A 22,436-nucleotide genomic window follows, 5' to 3' on the forward strand; every position below is an offset into this window, starting at 1 on the left:
GATGTCTTCTCAGGCTTTTTCTGTACTTTAAACCTCATTGGGAAAGATAGGAAACGGATTTCGTAATCTTGTTAAGAGGTTTTACTAAATACTAGTCTTTCTTTGTTTTTGCTACAAAGAGAGCAGATAGGGCTAGGCTAACTCCTGCTAGGAAGAGGGCTGTGTCAGATTGACTCTCACCTGTTGCTGGCAAGCTTTGTTCAGCTGTTTCTCGCTTCGTCACTTCTTGTTTTAGTTCCGGTGCCGGTGCCTTATCTTCATCTGAAGCAAGTGAGCTAAGTTTAAACTCAGGTTTCTCTACTGTTGGAGCAGCTTGATCACCTACTGTTGCTAGCGGGCCTGTGTATTCTGGCAATTCATGCACTAGAGCCATCACTGCATTGACACCACCCTTGAACTCAGGTTTCTCTACTGTTGGAGCAGCTTGGTCACCTACTGTCGCTACTGGGCCTGTGTACTCTGGAAGCTCATGTACCAAGGCTTCAACTGCATTGACACCACCTGTGAATTCAGGAACCTCAAGAACGGGTGCTGGCTCTTCACCCTTACTTGATTGAACCGATTCTTCTGTTAATTCTTGATGGAAGCTTGCCAATTCATAAAACTCAGCCTTGCCGCCCTCCCAGACTAATTTGACGTCTAGAAGAGAGCCGCCATTTCGGATAGCAAAAGTTTGGAGACTAGATGTAATGGCACCGAGGTCTGTCCAGCTGTCTTGACCATCCTTGAGTGTTCTAGCAAGAATACGTGCTTTCGCTCCTTCAGGAAGACTGGAAACGAGACGAAGGTGGTTAGCTTTGGTTGATTCAGACAAGTGATAAACCAACTCGCCCTTATCTTTTTCAGACTTGTAGCTGGTCAAGACTTTGCCGTCTACAAGATTATTATAAAGGTTGCCCTGGCTTTCTCCACTACTTCCTTCTACTGTTGGATCATTGATTGGTTTGACAAATTCACCATCGTTGATGACCAATTCTGTAAAGCCTACAAAACGGGCGTCATAGTCTGCTGTATAGAGGACACGGAGATAGTTAGCCTTAACTGGTGTCGTCAATTCACCCTCGATATAGCGATTTCCTGGCATCTTAGAATCATGTGTCCAACCATCTGTCAATGAATCATCGTGTTGGCTATTGGCCACACCATCTCCTACTGTCACGACATCTGTCCAAGTTTTACCGTCTTGGCTGACTTGGATCTTCCCATCACGAAGGTAGTTTTGAGTTCCGTCTTGGATGTAGGCTCTGATCTTCTTGATGGTACGTTCGCTACCAAGTTTCAAGGTTACGTGACCATCTTTATGGGCGTAGTCTGAAAACTCAACGAAGTTGTTATAAACACCGTCAAATAGTTGATCTAGGTTGTTCAGCTTACGAACATCATTGCTTCCGTATGTTGGATGAATGCCCATTGTTGTAGATTCTAGTTTGGTTGGTTGCACTTCTTTAGTCGTCACAAGGAGAGAAGTCGCTGTAATAGCTTGCTCCTGATCTGTTTTATTGACCAGACGCACATAACGTACCAAGTGACTCACTACAGATCTGTCTGTCAACTGGCTAGCTGGCGTCCACTCTTGCGCATTTGCAGAGTACTCAAGGCTAAGAGCAGGGTTGGCCTGGCCTTGGAGCTGGATGCTCTTGATCTGATGGATACGGTCAAGCTTCATTCCTAGATAGCTATGAGCAGGGAGTTTGGTTCCAGCTGGAATTTGAAGCTCGTAACTGCCCAAGCTATCCACCACCGGCGTTTCCTTCAATGATTCCACGTTGGTGTCTGTTAACTCACTATTTCCAGAACGTGTCTCAACAGAGAAGTCCTGGATACGCCACCATAGGTCGAGAGCCTTGGTATTGCGGACTCGGATGTAACGAGCATTAATAGCTCTGGTCACTTCCTTGGTTTGTTCTCCTGATAGGCGATCTAACTCTTGCCATGCAGTCCCATCTGTAGAGTACTCAAGTACACCTGCAGCAAGCTTATCACCCGTTCCTTGGCGAAGTCGTACTTTAGTGACTGACTTGACTTCACCGAGGTCCAGTTGTGCCCAGGCATCTACTGGAGTTGTATTGCTTCCATCAGCATTTGCCATCATGGCTTCTGTATTGTCCTTGCCATCAGTGATTTGACGGGCTGAGGTATTTAGTTTATAAACTAGATTTGAGCTTAGACTAACTGTCGTTGCTTGTTGGCTACGAGCTTTTTCAACTGGACGGTTGACTGCAATTTCCTGAACTGCAAACCAAGTGTTCTCGCGGTCTGCTGTCGCAATCATGCGAACTGCCTTGGCCTTGATATTGAGATTTTCAAACTTAAGAAGGGATTCATTTCCGACATAGCTTGGCTCTTTCAAAGTTACCCAGTTATCATTTTCATCTTGATACTGCACTTCTGCCTTACTAAAGGTATCACGTGGATTGGCCTGCGTTCCCATAGCAAAGGTCAAGGTTTGAATCGCTACTGGTTTGTTGAACTTCATACCAATATAATCACCTGTCTTGATGCTATTTGGTGATTTAATAATCGCATGAGTTGCCAAATCGCCATCCGTTACTTCTGCCAAACCACCCTCTACACCTGTTCGATTGGTGATAAAGGTACTGATGATTTGATCTGGATGCAAGACTTTTTGAACTTCAGACGCTAGAACTTCTTTCAAGGATAGGATAAATGGACGAATATGTTGAACACCCAATTCAGCTTTTTCCATATGGTCTACATAATGGAAGGTGTGAGTTTGAGACTGTTCGTACAATTTCAAACCTTTATAGTAGCTATCCCAAAGTTTGGCTGCATCGTTTGTAGCCATGGCTTCAGTTCCTGTAAGGAAGGCATCGAGAGCATTCATTTGGTCGATTGCATTATCCAACCAATAGTGGATTTGGGCAACCATTTTTTTATCGCCTGATGCTTTATAGAGTTCAGCTGCTTCTTTAATCTTGGTAAATTCAGCTCGCAAGGCTGCACGTTCGGCAGTCACATCCTGACCTGCTTTGAGCTTGGTCATGAAGTCTGTTAATTTTGGAGCCAAGTCTACAGATTCTTCTAGTTTGACGACACGATTATCCATGTTTTGGTTGATCATGTGCTTACCAAGTTCACGGAAGGCTGCTGATACCTTGCTATCTTCAAAATGACCATTTTCTACAAAGTTGAAGGCAATATCATTGATTTTCTTAGCTTCTTCTTCTGATTTCCACTGTTTCCATGAGTATTGAGCTCCTGAAAAGAGGGCAATCTTAGATGGTTCAGACTGTTGCATTGGGTTCAACATGATACCAGACAGCAAGCTTGGATCCACATTTGGATGAAGGAATTTCTCACCACCACCTAGAATCAAGTGTTGTTTCGAGTTATCTGTTACAGGCCAGTTAATCCAAAGTGAAACTGGGCGATAGGTCTTGCCACCTGCGGATAGATTGTTCTTGAGAGTTGAAAGGAAGCTTTCAGAGACTTCACCCCAAATCTTACCACCCGTCAAGGTCATTGATGTTGAACTTGGGAGATTTTCATTGAGGGATTTCAACTCATCTTCACGTCCATTACCCCAATACTGGCCAGGAACAAAGATCATTTCTTTACGAAGACCGCTGTAAGTTCCCTGCATTTCAGTCAACCACTTGGTCATATCTTGCATCAAGCGGTTGTAGCTATTGTAGCCTCCGACTGGGCTTGGAGCATCATCTGCAAGGATACCAAATTCGCGGACACCCACTTTCATCAACTGGGTAAATTTGGCCTTGATGGTTGCCAAATCTTCTTGGTAATGCGCTTCATTGCCAAAGCGGATACGGTTGTTCATGAATGGATGGATAGTCCAGACATAGCGTGTTTTACTTTGATTTCCGACACGAGCAAGTTCACGGATTTCAGCTAGTTTTTCTTCCGGATAGAGTTCACGCCATTTCTTGTTGTGGTATGGATCATCTTTTGGTGCAAAGAAGTATTGGTTCAATTTCAAATCGCCACCAAAACGCATGAGTTCTGCACGATCGGCATTCGACCATGGGTTTCCATAGTATCCTTCGATGAAACCACGGTTCTTGAGCTCTGCGTAATCTTCTACTGTTACATTGCGAAGGACTGGTACTTGGCTTTCCTTGAGCATGTGTTTCAAGGTTGTCAAACCATAGAAGACTGCATCAGTGTCTTTTCCGACGATAGAAATCGAATTATCCTTGATACTCAAGACATAGGCGTCAATCTTGTCAAAGAGACCTGCTGAAACCTTGGACAAGTTTTGCTCTGCTTGTGAACCTTGTCCATGCACTCCAAGATAGATGTTGGTTGCGCCAGCGATTGCTGCCTTACCAGTTGTATAAGATACTTGATTGTCCTGCAAGACACTCTTCAAGCGATTACGAGTATAGATATCGAGTTGATCGCCCATGACCAGATTGACTTGCTTACGAAGGGCTATAACACCTTCGCCATAAGTTACTTTTTGTGGCGTTGGGAAGACCTTGTACTCTTTCTTGAGATAGTCTGCGCTCTTGCTGGCAGCTGCAATGCTATCTTCGCTAGCTGGTTTACTTGCAGTGAATTGATCTGCCAATTCAACTGTTCCATCACCGGTTTGGTCTACTTTTGGTTTCTCTGGTGTAGTTGGTTTTTCTGGTTGACTTGGTGTAGGCGTTTCTTGCTCTTCTTTAACAGGTTTCAATAGATGAACTTCAGCTGCACTTGCAAAACCACCAACGCCTTCCAATACTTTCAACTCAATCTTGTTGGTATCTACCGCCGCAAAGTTGACTGTTTTTTCTTGGGCGTTATTGTCCCAGCTTCCTTCTGAAACCTTGACCATTTGGCCATCTTTTTGTGCGTAGATTTCGTAGCGCGTCACAACACCATTTCCACCACCAGGACGTGGGAGATACGTCAAGCCATTGACTTTTTCTGCTTCTTTCAAGGTCATAGTAAGGGTGTATGGCGCAGTGTCACCAGTCCACTTAGTATGCCAGAAGGTATTTGGATCATTGTCAAAGGCCTTTTCAACAGCGCCTTCAGTCGCGTTTCCTGGAAGTTGCTGACTGCTTGCCGTTGCTGTAATCTTATCATTTGAAATCAAACGAGGATTTACAAATGGTTTGTCTGACAACTCTGCACTATGCAGGATCCCTTTGAAACCACCGATGCTTTCAAGCGGTAGAACCAAGCTATTGTGGGCAAAGCGAGGGTATTCTGGATTTGCGATACGCTCAATCTTCTCACCATCCACATAAACTTCAGTTGATTGTGGTTTGGTCACAATAGAGATTTGATAACGTTTGTTCTTCTCCAGTTTTTTCTTGAACTGGATATGGAACTGTTCAAATTGATAAGCAAGATAACCATCTTTATCAGCTAGATAGATACGGTTGTCCCCACTTGTTGAGAAGGTTTGTTCCCCGTCTCCAGTGACAGTCACATCAAACTTCAAGACATGACTTGGACCAACATCACCAGCCAAGCCTTCGATACTGCTGTCTTTCTCAAAAGCCAATCCCTGTTCGCTTGTCTTCACCTTCTTGCTTGCATAGTCCTTAACTGTTTCAGGATTGATAGTAAACAAATCACTTTGATCAATCGCTCTATCAGGATTTGACTGTGGCGCATAAGGGCTCGTTGGTAGGGTACGTTCTGCAAAGGTCGCAGCTGCACGGTCAGATCCCCAAGTGCGCTCCGCAGTAGTTTGCATGCTCTTGAAGAAGCGTTTAAAGATATCATAAGAGGTCAAACCGGTCTCATGAAGGTCAATATTGTCATTCCAAACTGCGTGCCCACCACCAAGGATACTTGGATGAGAAGCTGGTAGAAGTGGACCTCCACCTGTTCTAAAATCATTCGGTGTCCAGCTATTGTACTGACGTTCGTAGTTAGCATAGTCCCCGTAGGCTGCTTGACTATTGCTTCCACTTGGCACACTATAGGTCGGTACATCCGTGATGTTGATAATCTTAGCTCCCTGAGCAATGGCTTCATTTGGTCGTTGCCATCCGATACTCCAGATATCAACCTCTACTCCGTTCCAATCAACAGGTGTGTTCCCACGTTTCGCACTGAGCGATCCCCAGATACGAGGGGTGTAACCTTTTCCTTTAATGTATTTGATAAGGTCATTGACATAGCGGCGATAGCTTTCGCGACTGCCATAGTATTCATCCGTTCCGATATGAACAGTGGACACGCCATGAAGCGGTGCATCTGGACCATCGAGAAGTTTGTCATAAACTGATTTGACAAAAGCTAGCGTTTCATCGTATTTATTATCTAGATCGAGCATGGCAACACGTTCAACATTGTGTTTGCCAGCATAATCACTCAAACTACCTTGATACATGAGGTCTGGGCGGACTTTGACAAAGGACAAGGCGTGACCTGGTGTGTCAATTTCTGGCACTAGGTTGATATGCAAGGCCTTGGCAAGTTTAATCAGATTTTGCATTTCTTCCTTGGTATAATGCTCATCTGATGTCAATTTTTGACCATTCTTACCGACAATATCTGTCTCCACACGGAAACCAGTCTTAGCGTGTTCAAGTACATACTTGAGTTGTTCTTCTGGACTTAAATTCTTACCTGCCAAGTGTTCCTTTAGGAAGATATAGTTATCGTTGAGGTGCAACTGCAAGTCGTTCATCTTGTAGTAAGCCATGTTGAGCATGATGTCTACAAGAGTGTCGTAAGGGATAAATTTACGACCTGTATCTAGCATAAAGCCACGGTGGCTGAAACTTGGGAAATCACGAATTTCGCCATTTTGGAGGTTACTTTCTCCCATTTGAAGAAGGGTCCGAGTGGCGTAGAAGGCTCCTGTGTTTGTGGCAGCTTCGATGGTAATCACATCATCTTGGATAGTGATGCCATAGCCTTCCTTGCCATAACCTTTGTTTTCAACCTTTTTAAATTCGATTCGTTTTTGAGCTTGCTTGTCACCTGTTGCTAGTTCCAATCCACGGCTAGCAAGGTCTGACTGGTAGAAGGTTGCTGCCTGATCAAAGCCAGAATCACCTGTCGCAAGGACTGTATCTGAAGTGATAGAAGATTGGCCTTCTTTCCCATACCATTGTTGAACAGCTGGTGCTACTTTTGGTTTGACACCTACACCCTCGTTCTGATGTAGACCCTTGATGACTACTTCAAATTCCTTAGTGAAAGTATGACTGTCTCTGATTTGTTGGACCATGACCTTGACGCGTTGATCTGTTAGAGGTTTATGGATGTGATTTTGAAGGTCAATCACACCTTGCTTGTTGCTTCCGATAAGGCTAACTTTCCCTGGTAAAGTTGGTAAGACAAGAGACTGTCCATCTTCTGCTACTGTTAGTTCGGTTACTTGGCGGATATCCGTTACCTTACTTGTATCAGGAATATTCGAATAAGCTCGAATTTCTTGGATACCAACGTTTCTCCAGTTCATTGTACCAGCTTGGTAGTCGTTAATTTCTAACTTAAGATACTTAGCTTTGATACTTTCAGCTAGGTCAACTTTCTCATCTAAAACAGGTTCTCCAGTCTTGGTATGAGCGAGTTTCCATTGTTTTTCTCCGTTAGCGCCCACGTCTTCTTGGCCTGCGTAATAGAGACTCCAAGATTTGATATTAGGGTCATTTTGCCCATTACGAAGACGACGATCCCAGTCAATTTCTACATGCTTGATGAGGGTAGTTTTTGGAAGAGTTAATTCAAAAGTTGGTTTTACTGCATCTCTATCTGTAGCCCAACGGGTATTGTCATCTCCATCGATAGCCTTATCTGCAGTAAAGTTGGTACCAGTCTCATGGTTGCTCGCCTGAGCAGTAGCACCCTCGAGATGGTTGACATCTTCTCTATCTTCGATTGTCTTTTCAGCTGGTTTTACTGCTGGTGTAGTGGTTTCAGCTGGTTTATTGTCTGCCTTTGGTGTTTCAACCGGTTTCAGCGTTTCTGCTGGCTTGGGACTTGCAGGACTTGTCTCTGGTTTTGCCTCTTCACTTGCTGCAAGATTGGTTCCCTCATCTGTCGCTGGAGTTTCTTCATGACTTGCTTCTGTTGCAGCTTCTGCATCCGCCTTTTCAAGCGCAGCGACTAAATCATCTGGTAACTTATCCAGAGCTTGAACATGAGTGATACTTCCCTCTGCCTCTGAAGGTGTTGCTGTTTCTGCCGCCTGAACCATATTGGCGCCAAAGATACTAGCACCAATCATAACGGAGGCTGCACCGATTGCAAATTTTCTTATACTATAGTGACAGCGTTTCTCAAAAAAATGTCTATCCATCTTTCTCCTATTCCTTTCATCCGCATACATGAGTAAGCGGTATCATTTCTCCTTTGAAAAAGGAGAGAACCAAGAGGTCCTCTCCGGCTGTTTGTTCCTTTTTGATTCGAGTTGCTTTGAACTGCTGAAATCAAATCTCATTACTCTTCTTTACGTTTTGTCGCAAGAACCGCAGCAGATAAAGCGATGCTCACACTTGCTAAGAAGAGGGCTACTTCTGAGCTGTGCTCTCCTGTAGCAGGTAGTTTTTCTTCATCTTTAGCTCCCGGAGTTTTGGTATCAGCTACTGGACTTGGAGTGAGCGGGTACTCAGGTTTTTCAACAGTTGGAGCTGCTTGATCTCCAGCTGTAGCCAATACACCTGTGTAGGCTGGCTTTTCATTCACCAAGGCCTCAACTGCATTGGCTCCACCTTTGTACTCTGGAACTTCATTTGCAGCTGCTAGAACCGCATTGGCTCCACCTTTGTATTCTGGTAATTCGTGAACCAAGGCTTGGACCGCATTAACGCCGCCCTTGAACTCAGGAACCTCATGTACAGCTGCTTCTGTTGCATTGACGCCGCCTTTGAACTCAGGAACTTCAAGAACTGGTGGTTGTTCTTCACCCTTGCTACTTGTCGGAGCGTCTGGTTTCGTAGCAGAATCTTTTAATTGGTTGAGATAGTCTGCGAAGTAGGCCACCATTCTTTCAGTCAAGAGATGATTATCAGTCGCATATTTCATGCTCGCCTGAACTCCAGCCACTTCCTCTTGGTTTTCTTTGTCTGTCAATTTCTGCGCCTTAGCTAAAGCTGCTTCATAGCCTGACAAGTCAAGAGGAGTCTCTGCTACTTGCGGACGAGTAAAGATAAGTTCCGCTGCAGATTGGTATTTATCGCCACCATCTCCGTAAGTCTTGGTACCAGTAAGGACGATTTTCTTAGCCTTGATTGTCTTGCCAAAGTCAATGTCTTTTGGCTTGTTGTTATTTGGCCAATCTGTCACTGTGAAGGTATGTTCCTTACCAGACTCATCTGTGACAACCAGTTTCACATCACGCAAGTTTCCATTTGAATCAGAGGCACGTGGAACATAACGAAGGCCTGTGATTTCAGTTGGTTCTTTCAAGACCATGGTTGCAGGCTTGCCTACATCTCCTCCATTCCAAGATGTATGCCATAGGCTAGATACATTACCATCAAAGGCATTCTCAAGACCTTCACCTGGTTGAGCTGGCGCATCCAAACTTTCAAAGTCTTCTGCTACCAAGGCTGTCTTCTTCTGAACCAAAGCATTCTTCAAAGCTTCAATCTTGGCAATCTCTGCACGCGCCTCTTTCACGCTAATGTCATCATCTGCCTGACTGAGGTTAAAGACCGCCTCTTTCAAAGCGTCCATAGACTCTTTCGTATAGTTGGTCATGGCTACAGTTGGCAAGTAGTTCTTGAGAGCATTTTCTGTCAACATCTTACCTGTTAGGGTAATTTCCTCGATGTGAAGATTGTCCATCATGAAATCGTTGTAACCACGGAAGTTGGCATTTCCACCAGAATCACCACGAGTATTGCTTGCGTTTCCAGTTGAGTAGATACCTACCCAAGTATCGCCTGTTTCTGCACCTGTCACGAGGAAGGTTGCCTTCTTAGCTTTCTTAGAATCTGTCCAAGTATTTGGCAATTCATGCATTTCCAAGTTGCTTGCTTGACTACCACGACGACCTGACTGGAATTCTCCCTTACCGACTACAAAGGCATAGGTATTGTCTGATCCTGCTTCGTATTCAAAGGTTACACGATAAGTCTTACCTGCCTCAAAGCGGAAGTTTTGCGGAATAGTTTGGTAAACCAAGTTACGACGGCTCACTAGTCCATTTGTCTTCAATGACCAATTTCCTTCGATAACATCATCGACTTTCTTACCGTTCCAACCACGCTGTGTATATGGATCGTGTTTTTCAGACAAGTGAGTCCGGTTGTCTTCGACACCTTCGACACCACCCACTACAAATGGGAAGATTCCTTGAGCAACATTTTCAAAGTCTTGTTTGAAGGTGCCTTTACCTGTATCATGGTTTTCTCCGTACATGCTTGAATTATTTTCAAAGGTACGAATTTCATCAAAGTAAGTTGCTTCATCACCAGCTTCACGACTCAAAGTCAGAGTAACATTTGAGACGTCCGATCCTGTTGTAAAGAAGGCGTACATATTTTGGAAGTAACTTGTATTGTCAACTGTAGCATTGTCACGACGATTATTATGAGCATATGCTTTGATATAGTTGAGAGCGAGTGACTTATTGGTATAAGTAGTCACTTCTTTTTCACCAGTATTCACAGTGATACTTGCCTTAGCATTACTACGGTTATCGACACCTACATAAACAGCATACTTGGTATTTGGTTTCAAGCCAGTCAGTTTCTGAGTAAGGCTTACCTTGCTCTTATTGCCTTGGATACGAAGCATATCGTTTGCACCTTGAGACTTAACGATTTCTGCTTTAGATGCATCTCCTGAAATAGTCCAGTGTTTCAAGGTTCCGCTGTTAAATCCTTGGTCATAGATATGCATGCCTTCGCTCCATGACATTTCAGGATTGGTTTGTTTTGAACGGTAAAGAACGTATGGTTGATTTGCTAGAAGGTCTAGAGTAATCTTACCATCTGTTACAGTTAGTTCTTGCTCTTCTGTCTTACCTTGGTCCGTTAGCTTGTAAAGGTAAACCTTGCTCTTTGCCCAATCGCTCGGAAGGGTCCAAGTTGTTGCACCGGCCTGCGTATTGAAGTAGTACATTTTTTCCTTATCAGTAGGAAGTTTCTTACCATTTGCATCCCAGTTCCAAGGAGTCAAGTAAGCTGAACCATCTTGGATAACACGTCCGTTGAGCGTTACTGTACGTTCACGGTATTGTGGGCTATTGACATCATTTGACTTACGAGTCACAACAACCTTGTTACCTGCTGCATCGACTAGCTCAACCTTCATTTCTGGAGTCCATTTATAGGTGCTACCATTATCGGTCATGGTAACTGGTGTACCATTTTCCCATTTACTTACAGTGAAGTGTTGGAAGTACTTAGTCATGACGTCATGGGCAAAGAGGTTAGTCACATAGCCATTGTAGTCGCTTCTTCCTTGCCAGCCTTCAAAGTCTTTCATGCTGTAGCCACCTAGAAGTGGGTAGTTGGCTGCACCACCGTAACTTCTGTAGTCCCCAACCCAAGAATCTTTTTGGTGGTTGCGGATAAAGCGGGTGATAGCACTGTTGATACCTTTATTAGTGTAGCCACCATAGGTCAAGTCAGCTGCCCAGTGTTGGAAGGTAGAGTCGTATTCACCACCATGGCCCCACTCAATCGCAAAACGCCAGCCTTGTTTGTTGATTTCTTTAGCAAGAACGTGGGTAGCCCAGGCACCGTTATCACCTGATTGACCATTGCCCCATACGTCCACATAGATAAAGTCGAGACCTTCACCAAGTTTTTTCTTCAAGTCTTCCCAGCGAGCCAAGCGTCCATGCGCCAAGTCATAAGCAGCATCGATGTTGATACCTTGGTCTAACCAGTTCCAACCATAGCTGTAGCTTCCATCTGGATTCTTACGAAGAATATTTTCATTAAAGTATTTAGACTCAGGATAAGTCTCAGAAGCGTTCACGTGGATACCTAGATGAGCTCCATATTTCTTCGCTTTTTCAATCAAGGTCTTGAAGTCTTCGACACCACCAATACGTTTACCAATATCAGCATAGTTCAAGTGTCCAGAGTCATGACCTTCACTACCATAACCTTTAAGGAGAACACCTTGCCCAAGACCATCTGTGTGGAGATTGATTTTCTTGATACCATCCAAGGTCATAAGGAATGGGTTTTGGGCTTGTGAGCCAAAGTTCATCGCGATACGGTAAGCAGTGATATCCTTAACTTTTTCCCAACCTTGAGGGTTGTTCATGATGCTACGATAAGCAATGGCACCATCTTGCCAGTCGACTTTGTTGTCAGCATTGGCATCTTCGGTGATAACAACCTTGGCACTTGGAAGTTCCTTGGTGTATTCTGGGAAGACAATGCCCTTATAAGCCTTTTCCCATTGCCATTCAGAGCTGTGAATTCCGACATAGTTGGCATTTCCAACTGTTTCTTTATAGGCTGTCAAACGAGTCCAGTCATTCGAACCACCACCATAGCTGTTTTGAGAATTGCTCCAAACACCTGCAGCAAGCTTATCTGTAGAAACAAATCCATACATGTAACCCTTAGCCAAATCTTTCATTGGATTGGTTACATCGATATGATCATCCCCGCTGACATGGGTATTGTTTGACATGGTTGCCCCATCAAACTTAGCACCAGCTTGATCACTCGAAACAGAGACCAAAGCATTACCAAGGAAACTAATAGTTGAAAGCAATTTTCTTTCGTCATCAATCTTTTGACCTGGAGTAACTTGATTGTGGTTGACAATCTTGGTCACATCAAAGTGTAATTGATTATCCACAACTTGCAAGCGTACTGTCATTTCCGCATTGATTAAGTGAGCATCATCGCGAAGCTTCATCAAATACTCTGCTGTTGTCTCATTGATTTTCTTATAAGTAACTTCAGGGGTGATTCGGTGGTTATTGATAAAGACTTGATTGAACTGTTGCACCTGTCCTGGCAAAGTATGCCCATTCAAAGTATATTCTTTCACGCGTGGAAAGGCTTGGTCAATCACTGCCTTGAGGACCTTAGACTGGATCGTATCATAAGTCACCTTGCTATCATCAACAGCCGGACCTGTTTCTTTCTGGGCAGGAGTATCATCCGCTTTTACACCTTCTTGATTGTCTGTTTTAACGCTGACAACCGTACGGTCATTGCTATAAGTTCCTGCCTTGAGAAGGATCTTCTTCTCATTTTTAAGATTCTCATTGACCGCCCCAGGTAGGGTCACTGTGTCAAAGAGATTTACATCATTGTTGCTGGCATTGAGTTGTCCATCTGACTTGAGAGTAATAGAAAGACGATTTACAGAACCTGGTTCTGGTGCTGCCACACGGTTGCCTTTATACCATGTGCTATTACCTGGAGTTTTGTATTCCCAGAACCAGCCACCTTGGTCATATCCAACAAAAACATTGTTCTTGGTATCTTTAAATTTCAAGAAGACACCAAAGCGTGATTTGCCCTTTTCAGAATCATCTTTGAAGGTTAAATCAACCGTCGCATTTCCATTAGCATCAACTGTCAATCCTTGTTTTTCAAACAAGGCTGGTTTGCCATCATTGTCATTTTGGGCCGTTGAAGACAATTGATTGTAGCGAACACCCTTTTCTTCACGAATAGTGACGGTTCCTTGTTGCTCTTTATTCGCTACTGTTTGCCATTCAGGAGTTACTGCCTTAGGTGTTTCAGGTTTAGCAGCTGCAGGTTTATCCTCTTTTGGTTTTTCTTCAGCCGGTTTTTCTTTCTCTTCCAAGTCTGCTGGTTTCACACTTGAAATTCCCTGCATGTGGTCTTGGATCCATTTTAGTTGAGCTGGTGAGAAGAGAATACCGCCACTCCGTTTTCCAACTACACCATTTTGGTGTACACCGACTAGTTTGCCTTCTGTATCAAAGATACCGCCGCCACTAGCACCCGGTTTTCCTCCTTGGTAACCAATCCCTTGGACACCTTCTCCGTATGGTTCCGCAAAATCAACTGTAGTATTGACAATCGGATTCAATTTTCCTTCTGGATAACCAAAGACATGGAGTTTATCTCCAATTTTCTTAACAACTGGCTTTTTAGTTACTTCAACAGGCGTATTTTCTAGAACTGTACGCAATCTCACTAGGGCCAAATCATTTTTGAAGCCTTTCAGATAGCCTTCACGATCCCAATGAATGATATCTTTCTTGCTAAACTTGACATCTGGCAATCCTGGATATGAGATGCTATAGATATCTCCATCCCCTTGGTCATTGTCCACAACCTTACGGATATTGCCTTCTTGGCTGTCCTTGATAAAGTTATGAGAAACCGTCAAGACAAGGTCTTTAGCAACGACAATACCGCTACCTTCTCCTGATGGCGTCTTAATCTTAACAGTTGCGCCGTAGTTTAATTCCCCATTAGTAGTCTTAGCCACATCTTCTGGGACGAGCTTCCCAGTATCTTGGGCCAATTGATCCTTGTCAACTTCGCGCCCATTGTCTTCAGCTTTCTCCAACTTATCTTCTAATTCTTTTGGCAGATTGCTTGGCTTTTCAGACTTTTCTTTTTCTTGAGCCAACAACTCTTCTTCTGTTTGAGGGCCTTCAGTAGTTTCAGCTGAACCAGGATTCTGAGCGGCAGCTTCCTTGTCAAAATCGTGCCCCTCATCACTAGCCTTCTTATCCAAATCAGCTAGTTCACTCGGCAAATTATCTGTTGAACCAACTCTTGCTTGATCAGCCAATACTGGGCTAGCTGCGAAGAAAGTCGCTCCAATCATCACCGAAGCTACTCCAAGCGTAAACTTACGAATACTGAACTTACAGCGTTTTTCAAAAAATCGTTTATCCATGAACTCCTAAATCCTTTCATTTTCCAGTAAGCGTTTACATTTCTTTTTTAAAAAATACTCCTTTCTCTGAAAGTGCTCTGCTTAACTGTTATAAATAAAAATTAATTGTACTTTTAATATAACAAATAAAAAGGCAGAAAGCAATAGGAAATAGGTAAAATTCACTAAAATTTTCTCTTTTCTGAAAAATCCTATCTCTAATCATTCAGGAATCATTCAGGGACTTATACCAAGATAAAAAAGGACTTAACCATCATATCAATGGCTAAATCCTTTACTTTTTTAAAGTTATTTCACATGGTTTGCGAGATCTTCTTGGGCCTTTTTATTTGACTCTTCTTTTTCTTTCAACCATTTTTCTTGAGCTTTTTGGTATTCTTCTGTTGTCTTAGAAGTGTACTTATAAGACTGACGATCGATATTTGTGCCTACTAAATAAGTAGTAGAATCTTGTTGGGTATAATCGTGTTACCGAACCACCTGTAAGAATAATACCTTTCATAACGAAGTAATCATTCTAACGAACTGATCAATGAGTAGCTTCAAATTCTTACTTCAATTTAGAAATGGCCGATTTCAGATAATCTCCACTTCGAATCGCTACTCCTACTTGTCTGGCATTAGCCGACAGTTCCATGTAATCTTGATCTGTCAAATCGTCTAATGCCTTTTGGAGGTCATGTAGAGAATCAATTGCTATACCACATTGCTTATCTAGAACAAAATGCGCAAGGGCAGACTCTTTCCAAACAACTAGAGGAAAGCCCGAAGCCAAATAAAGAGAAGCCTTGTGGGAGTTGTTAATACGTAGGTAATTTCCAAAAGAACCTTTGCAAGTTTCTGAACTATCACCATCCCACACCAAACCAAAACTACCTTGAAGAGCATTTGGGAGGTCATCTGGCATAAAGGAACCAAAGTAGGTGGTATTTTTCAATGCACGACTTTCATCGTACCCCATTCCATAGAGATTATAGGCTGGCTGTTCTGGCAAATTATAAAGATAGCCTGATTTTGTTGGAATTAGATTTCCGGCGATGATAATCGCTTCTTCTTTTTGGGGAACATTTTTTTCCTCAAAGTTCGGAATCAGATAGTCAAAAATCTCCAAGCTAACCATTTTATCTGATGGTACGCCTTGAATTGTCAAGGCATTTTTCATGATATCATTATGAACGATAATGCCATCCACTGATGTAAGAGCTGCCTTCTCTTGGAAGTAATTTCTCACTTTATGACGAAGTTTCACTGCTGAATTTCCTACATGACGCAAGGTTTCAACATCATGGATCACAAGATAGAATTTGACTCCTCTATTTTGCGCCTGCTTAATGAGTTGTGAGATGAAAAATGTATGGTGGATAATCGGGAACTGAATCAGCAATTCATCTCCAGATCCTAACTGATCAAACACAGACTTGATTGCCCGATATTTGTGTTGCTGAGCTTTAAAGAAATTCATCTTATACCAATTCTCAACCTTGAGTTCCAACCCCTTATAACCCTCTGAGATTAGAATAGCTTCCACGTCATTTCGTGCCTTATTTCCTGCATTCTTTTCATATTCATTACTCAGAAATGAGTCCTTCAGATAATATTTCACCTTTTCTCCCCTTTATCTGTGATGTTCTTAGATACTCCCTAGTTCTTCTTCTACCACATCCAATGCACGTTCAATAACCACATGCATATCGTAGTATTTATAATCTGCCAAACGTCCACAGAAAATTACCTTATCATTCTGTGTTGCTTCTTCTTGATACTTAGCAAAAATAGCATTATTTCTCTCATCATTGATTGGATAATAGGGCTCATCTCCACGTTTCCAATCAGATGGATATTCACGCGTAATAACCGTTTTATCTTGTGTACCGTACTCAAAATGTTTATGCTCAATAATGCGAGTATAAGGAATCTCACGTTCTGTATAGTTTACTACAGCATTCCCTTGATAATTTTCTTCATCCAAGACTTCATGTTCAAAACGAAGGCTACGGTATTCCAACTCCCCGTGTTTGTAATCAAAGTACTGGTCAATCATCCCTGTGAAGACAACTTTTTCAGCTGATGCTTCTAGCTCTTCACGATTGGCAAAGAAATCAACACCAAGCTCTACTTCTACATCGCCAAGCATGTTTTCAATGATGACGTTATAGCCACCGATTGGAATACCTTGGTAACGGTCGTTAAAGTAGTTGTTATCAAAGGTCAAACGCACTGGGAGGCGCTTGATAATAAATGGCGGAAGGTCTGTTGCCGAACGTCCCCATTGTTTTTCAGTATAGCCCTTAATTAACTTTTCATAGATATCTGGACCAATTAACTTGATGGCTTGTTCCTCAAGGTTTTTAGGTTCAACATCCTTCATATCAGCTGTCTGCTCAGCGATCTTAGCCTTGACTTCTTGAGGAGTCTTGGTACCCCACATAGCATAGAAGGTATTCATGTTGAAAGGAAGATTGTAGAGGCTACCCTTGTAGTTAGCCACTGGTGAGTTGATGTAGTTGTTAAATTCAGCAAATTGATTGACATAATCCCATACTTTCTTATTAGAAGTATGGAAAATGTGGGCGCCATACTTGTGAACATTGATGCCCTCAACATTTTCACAGTAGATATTTCCACCAATGTGATCACGCTTGTCAATCACTTTTACTTTTTTACCGCGTTTTGTAGCTTCGTGTGCGAAGATTGCTCCAGACAAACCAGCACCAACGATAAGATAATCGTACATAGTGTTCTCCTTTTTATAATTTGACGATTCGATTGAAGTAAGGAATCTTCATTAACATTCCAACAATAATAAAACTAACACTTAAAGTAAATAGAGCAAAAAGTAAATATGCTCCTACAAAATTAAAACCAAATATCCTTTCCCACAATTTCATAATATAAGTGTGTATTATGAAAACTCCCATTGTTTGATTAGAAATGAAAACAATCCATTCGTTTCGGTTTTCATTCAACGTAAGCGTGAGGATAGTTAGAAAAATTCCTAGAGTACTGACTTTTACAAATAAAGTATCATAAAAATATTCAGCAAAAAGATTATGGTAAGTATTCTTTGCTAAGAAAAACAATATAATTGGTGAAATCAATAACAAAAGTATGCTAACTATTTTCATCCAATTTTTAAATCTATATTTGAGGTTGTCTATATTGAATTGCGCTATATAACCACCTAAAAGATAGTAGAAAAACCAAGTCCATAATCTAAAAGTTTGCATAACATGAGTTTGTATAGGCATCTGAAGGAAAATATTTGCAAATTCAACTATAAACCCAATTGCCACCAATAAAGATAGAATGTATACATATTTTCTTTTAGAGTTTATAACTGTTTTCAAAACAGGCAAACATAAATAAATAAGAATCAGCGAACCAAAAAACCAAAACTGAAAGAAATACCCTTTTTGTAACAGAGAGCCTACAATTTTTTTAATTGGATTAAACGCAAAGTCTCTTTTAAAGAGCCAAACGATAATGTTCCATGATGACACTGTTATTAGAATCCATTTGACTTTTTGAAGTATGTAAGGATAAGTTATTTCCCTTTTGCCTAACAATAAATAACCATTGACCATAAAAAACAAGGGAATGGAGTAGGTACCTAAATAATATAGATATGCCAAAAGATTCCATGATCCTGTCTCTTTAAATCCGCCCATTGTTGTATGGAGTAAAACGACCCCAATACACGCAAGCACTTTTAATAAATCTAGACTGATATTCCGATTTTTTTGCATTCTAGTTTTTCCTAATTATTTGTTTTAATTCTTTTACATCTACCACTTTCAAAGATAGAATTGCAAAAAGATAAATAATTCCACCAAGCCCTGCAAACGCTAGAACATTTAGGGTTGGCGAAAAATGTATAACTGTTTTTGAACCTAGCAGAATGCCATACATGATAGCTGACGCTAGAACAATTTTTGTCAAAGATCCGATAATTGGAACTTCTTTTAGGTATCTACGGGTAAAGTATAATTGTATCGCCCATACCAACGCCTCTGTCAGAACAGATACAATCGCTGCTCCGATATATCCCAGTTTAGGAAGGAATAGTAAGTTCAAACCTACACTGATAATTGCGGGAGCTGTTGTTGAAATCATGAATTCTTTATTTTGATTGTGAGGTATCAGTATCTGAATTCCCATTATATTGGTCCAACCGATAAAGAACATACGGAAGATCATAATGGCAATTGCATAACGTGCATCCTGAAAATCCTGCCCAAGGAAAAAGCTAACAAAATCATCGTTGACGATTAAAATTCCTGCCATCATTGGGAAAATCACTAGATTATAAATGAGGAAGGACATCTCATGCATTTTGTTAACCGCTTTATGATCACCTGTCGCTAACAAATGCGCGACACGAGGCAACATAACGCTTCCCAAGGAAGTTACCAAGGTCAGAAGGATATTTACTAATTTTAGGGCCTGGTCATAAATCCCTACATCTTTTGTAGAAGCTAAGGCTCCAAGCATGGTACGATCCAGCGTAATGTACAAAGAAATCGCTACTTGAGGAAGGAATAATAATATGACCGGCTTTAAATGATGTCTAGCATATTCTATGCTAAAATGAGAACTACCGATAAACTCCCGAGCAGGCACCCACATACTTAGTTGCCCCAAGAGTTCAAATATGGTTAGCAAAAAAACATAGAGATATAGGTCATTTGCAGATTTGACAAAGAGAAAGATTGAAATGACTCCAACGAGTTTAACTGTGATATTTCGAACAGTAATCTTTCGAAAATCTTCTAGCCCTTGAAAGAGCCAGGAAATGTCTAAACCTTTTGAAACTAAACTCAAGCCTAGAATGTAGGCTACCGGATTTTGCATAGAGGGAAGAGTCATACAAAGAAGAGCATATAAGGACAGAGAAAGAACTGTTGCCCCTAATTGTAGAGTGTAGATACCCCAAAAGTTTTTATTAATCTCATTACGATGTCCTGAAATGACCTTAGTACCATAGTTAGCAACTCCCAGCGTCGCTAAGAGGATGAAGTAGGTGACAATGGAATTAAAGTATCCATACGTCCCTAAATCATCCGAAGAAAAGACCCGTGTTACATAGGGAGTCGTAATAATTGGGAGTATAATGACCAACAATTGATAAGAAAGATTGTAGGCGTAGTTTTTTAATACTTTCATTTCAAGTCATCCAATTTAGAATTAATCAGTGAAAACAAAAAATTTGACTGGTCATACTTATAATGGTCAATTATTCTAAAAACTTCTTTCATATTTCCTCTTTCCTACATTTTTTTGACACTTGTTATAAATTAAATTGGATCTATGCACGATACTATCGTAGCAACAAATACAATTTAGGGCTAAAAATAAAAATAAGGTATTTTAGTTTTAGTTTCCATGATAACTTATTATTTTTTAACAAGTCACTCATTTCGACTCTCAACAACTCTTTATCTTTTGAAAAATCTTTTAAGCCTGAGTCAGCTTTTGCACCAATTACTACAAAACCACCTAATAATTTTTTAGCTTGTAAAGCTTGCTTTAATTCTGGACTCTGAATGTACTCTCTTTTAATAACTTCCTCATTTTTTGCAACAGCTTCAAAGAAATCATATCTTTTTTCAGTAAATGTTGAACGAACTATACTCCCTTCCCTACGATAGTAATTGTAGGTTTCAAGCGGGCTTATCACGATTCTTTCAGCTAAGACAAGATGTTCTGCTACAACATAAAAATCCTCATAGATTTTCCCAACTGGAAATGGAACGCGTTCCAAGATGCATTTCCGATAAAGCTTAGCACAAGCAGAAACCGTCGCAACTTTGTCATCCAACATTAGTTCCAGAGCCTTTTCTTTTGTAATCGGAGCCAAATCTTTATAGTCTGAGTCTTGCAATCGATAAGAAGTATAAGCATTATATTTTGAAGTAGCTTTTACCTTGGTTGAAATCAAGTCTGCTTGATGTGTTTCCTGAATTTTCACGATTAACTCTAGAGTATATTCTTCAAGATAATCATCCGGATCTAAAAAGAAAATCCAATCTGAGTTGGCTTTTGCCACTCCAAAATTACGTGCATCAGATAATCCACCATTTTCTTTGTGGAAAACATAGATATTTTCATATTGCTTTGCATAATCTTCGCATAATATGGGAGAATTATCTGTGGAACCATCATTTACAAGGATTATCTCAAAGTTTTGATAGGTCTGTTTAATTAAGCTTTCTATCGCATAATGCAGATAGTCTGCAACATTATAAACAGGAACAACGATGCTGATAAACATCTTAAACGCTCCTCTCTTTTTCTTTCTTTTCAGAGTATTTCTTCAAAATCGGATTAAAAATTATTCCAAAAGCAGAGTTAGTCCTATAATTTAAGTGAGACAATCTGTCAAATTTTTTCGTAGGAACGTATTTATATGAGCTTTGCTCAATTTTACTATATAGCTCCTTTAACAACCTTTCCGAATTACTGACCATCCATGACAACCAGTACTTCAAATTTATCTTTATAATTCGGAAACACTTGTTGAAAAGACTCCAGCACTTTTAAAATGTAGTCCTGAATATTACAACTGGGCATTACAATTGTTAATAAACAATCCTTCATCTTATCTCCTAAATCGTCTCAATTAGTTCAATCCACTGCTTGAGAATTTTTTCCTTATCGAATTTATCTATATTATCCTTGGCATGAACGGAGAAGGAACTTCGCAAGTTCGAATCTTCCATCAATTCAAATATTCTAGCACTCATTTTATCGGTATCATAACAATCAACCAGATAACCATTAACCCCATCTTCAACAATCTCATTTGGTCCTGTTGGACATCTGAAACTAACAATTGGGAGGTTGTATTGTTGAGCTTCCAGTAGAACTAGAGGTAAACCTTCATAACGAGAAGTCATGACATAAATCCCTTTATCTCCATAAATCAAATCCTGATTTTTTTCGAGTCCTTTTATGACTAACTTGTCCTGTAAATCATATTCGTTGATTAAATTTCTGATTTTATCCACTTCATCTTGATTGCCGGAACCGTAGATTTCCCAAGTCCAGTCAGACCTTTTCGCTAACACTTTTTTCGCAACTTGAACAAGATAATCATATCCTTTTTGATAATCAAAACGGCCAACCGTCACAATTTTAGTTGATTTTTTATTATAGGAGATATCTGAAAGAGCAGCCTCTTTCCAATTATAGATATAGCAAATCCTTTCTTCAGGAACACCGTATTTTTTTATATAATTTTCACGGTCTTCTTGAGTAAGGGTCACGAGTTTATCAGCAAATTTCGCTCCAATATACCTTTGTATCTTCTTAACCTTAGTATCAATATCTACTATAGAATTTGTATGGTCGCAGGAAACAAATTTTGTTTTCAAACCAATTGTGCTTGCTACACCAACTGTATTCATACTCATTCCGATTCCAAAAACAATATCAATGTTCTCTTCTTTCAGATAGTTTCTCAACAACTTGACCGCTTCGAGAAAATTTTTACTCATAGATATTTTCTTTGATGATAAATTTTGATATCGAACTGATTGTTTCAGCGAGAAGAAATTGTTTTCTGTAGAAATCATCGAGAGAAGATGAACTTCATACATAGTTGATAACTCATTTGCAAGGCTGGTTGCTACTTTCAGTCCTCCATCTGTTCTATCGATACTCCATTTCACTAAAGCGATTTTTTTCATCTT

General features: G+C 40.9%; 8 protein-coding genes. All 8 read right to left on the minus strand.

What is annotated here, in order from left to right:
* Positions 1–91: 91 nt before the first annotated feature.
* Positions 92–8,236 (minus strand): SIALI-17 repeat-containing surface protein, encoded by an 8,145-nt coding sequence (locus M1F65_RS05715; RefSeq protein WP_247925617.1) that lies wholly within the window; start codon positions 8,234–8,236, stop codon positions 92–94.
* 140 nt (positions 8,237–8,376) lie between these two features.
* Entirely contained in the window at positions 8,377–14,745 is a 6,369-nt protein-coding gene (locus M1F65_RS05720; protein ID WP_247925618.1) for a SpGH101 family endo-alpha-N-acetylgalactosaminidase, read from the minus strand.
* 550 nt (positions 14,746–15,295) lie between these two features.
* On the minus strand, positions 15,296–16,348 hold the full coding sequence (locus M1F65_RS05725) for a glycosyltransferase (protein ID WP_042902861.1): 1,053 nt from the start codon (positions 16,346–16,348) through the stop codon (positions 15,296–15,298).
* Between the two features lie 27 nt (positions 16,349–16,375).
* Complete coding sequence (glf, locus tag M1F65_RS05730; protein WP_042902862.1) at positions 16,376–17,479, minus strand: UDP-galactopyranose mutase; 1,104 nt, start codon at positions 17,477–17,479, stop codon at positions 16,376–16,378.
* A 13-nt stretch (positions 17,480–17,492) separates the two neighbouring features.
* Positions 17,493–18,491 carry an acyltransferase gene (locus M1F65_RS05735; RefSeq protein WP_042902863.1) on the minus strand — a complete coding sequence of 333 codons (999 nt, stop codon included), beginning with the start codon at positions 18,489–18,491 and terminating at the stop codon, positions 17,493–17,495.
* A 1-nt stretch (position 18,492) separates the two neighbouring features.
* Entirely contained in the window at positions 18,493–19,908 is a 1,416-nt protein-coding gene (locus tag M1F65_RS05740; RefSeq protein WP_042902864.1) for a flippase, read from the minus strand.
* Between the two features lie 154 nt (positions 19,909–20,062).
* Positions 20,063–21,016 (minus strand): glycosyltransferase family 2 protein, encoded by a 954-nt coding sequence (locus M1F65_RS05745; RefSeq protein WP_247925619.1) that lies wholly within the window; start codon positions 21,014–21,016, stop codon positions 20,063–20,065.
* Between the two features lie 334 nt (positions 21,017–21,350).
* Complete coding sequence (locus tag M1F65_RS05750) at positions 21,351–22,433, minus strand: glycosyltransferase family 4 protein (protein ID WP_042902866.1); 1,083 nt, start codon at positions 22,431–22,433, stop codon at positions 21,351–21,353.
* Between the last annotated feature and the right edge of the window lie 3 nt (positions 22,434–22,436).

The sequence above is a fragment of the Streptococcus oralis genome (assembly GCF_023109195.1).
GTDB lineage: Bacteria > Bacillota > Bacilli > Lactobacillales > Streptococcaceae > Streptococcus > Streptococcus oralis_BV.

Excerpts from the sequence above, each read along its gene's own strand:
- M1F65_RS05735 (WP_042902863.1), bottom strand. The coding sequence starts at position 18,491 with ATGCAAAAAAATCGGAATATCAGTCTAGATTTATTAAAAGTGCTTGCG.
- M1F65_RS05750 (WP_042902866.1), bottom strand. The coding sequence starts at position 22,433 with ATGAAAAAAATCGCTTTAGTGAAATGGAGTATCGATAGAACAGATGGA.
- M1F65_RS05740 (WP_042902864.1), bottom strand. The coding sequence starts at position 19,908 with ATGAAAGTATTAAAAAACTACGCCTACAATCTTTCTTATCAATTGTTG.
- M1F65_RS05720 (WP_247925618.1), bottom strand. The coding sequence starts at position 14,745 with ATGGATAAACGATTTTTTGAAAAACGCTGTAAGTTCAGTATTCGTAAG.
- M1F65_RS05745 (WP_247925619.1), bottom strand. The coding sequence starts at position 21,016 with ATGTTTATCAGCATCGTTGTTCCTGTTTATAATGTTGCAGACTATCTG.
- M1F65_RS05715 (WP_247925617.1), bottom strand. The coding sequence starts at position 8,236 with ATGGATAGACATTTTTTTGAGAAACGCTGTCACTATAGTATAAGAAAA.
- glf (WP_042902862.1), bottom strand. The coding sequence starts at position 17,479 with ATGTACGATTATCTTATCGTTGGTGCTGGTTTGTCTGGAGCAATCTTC.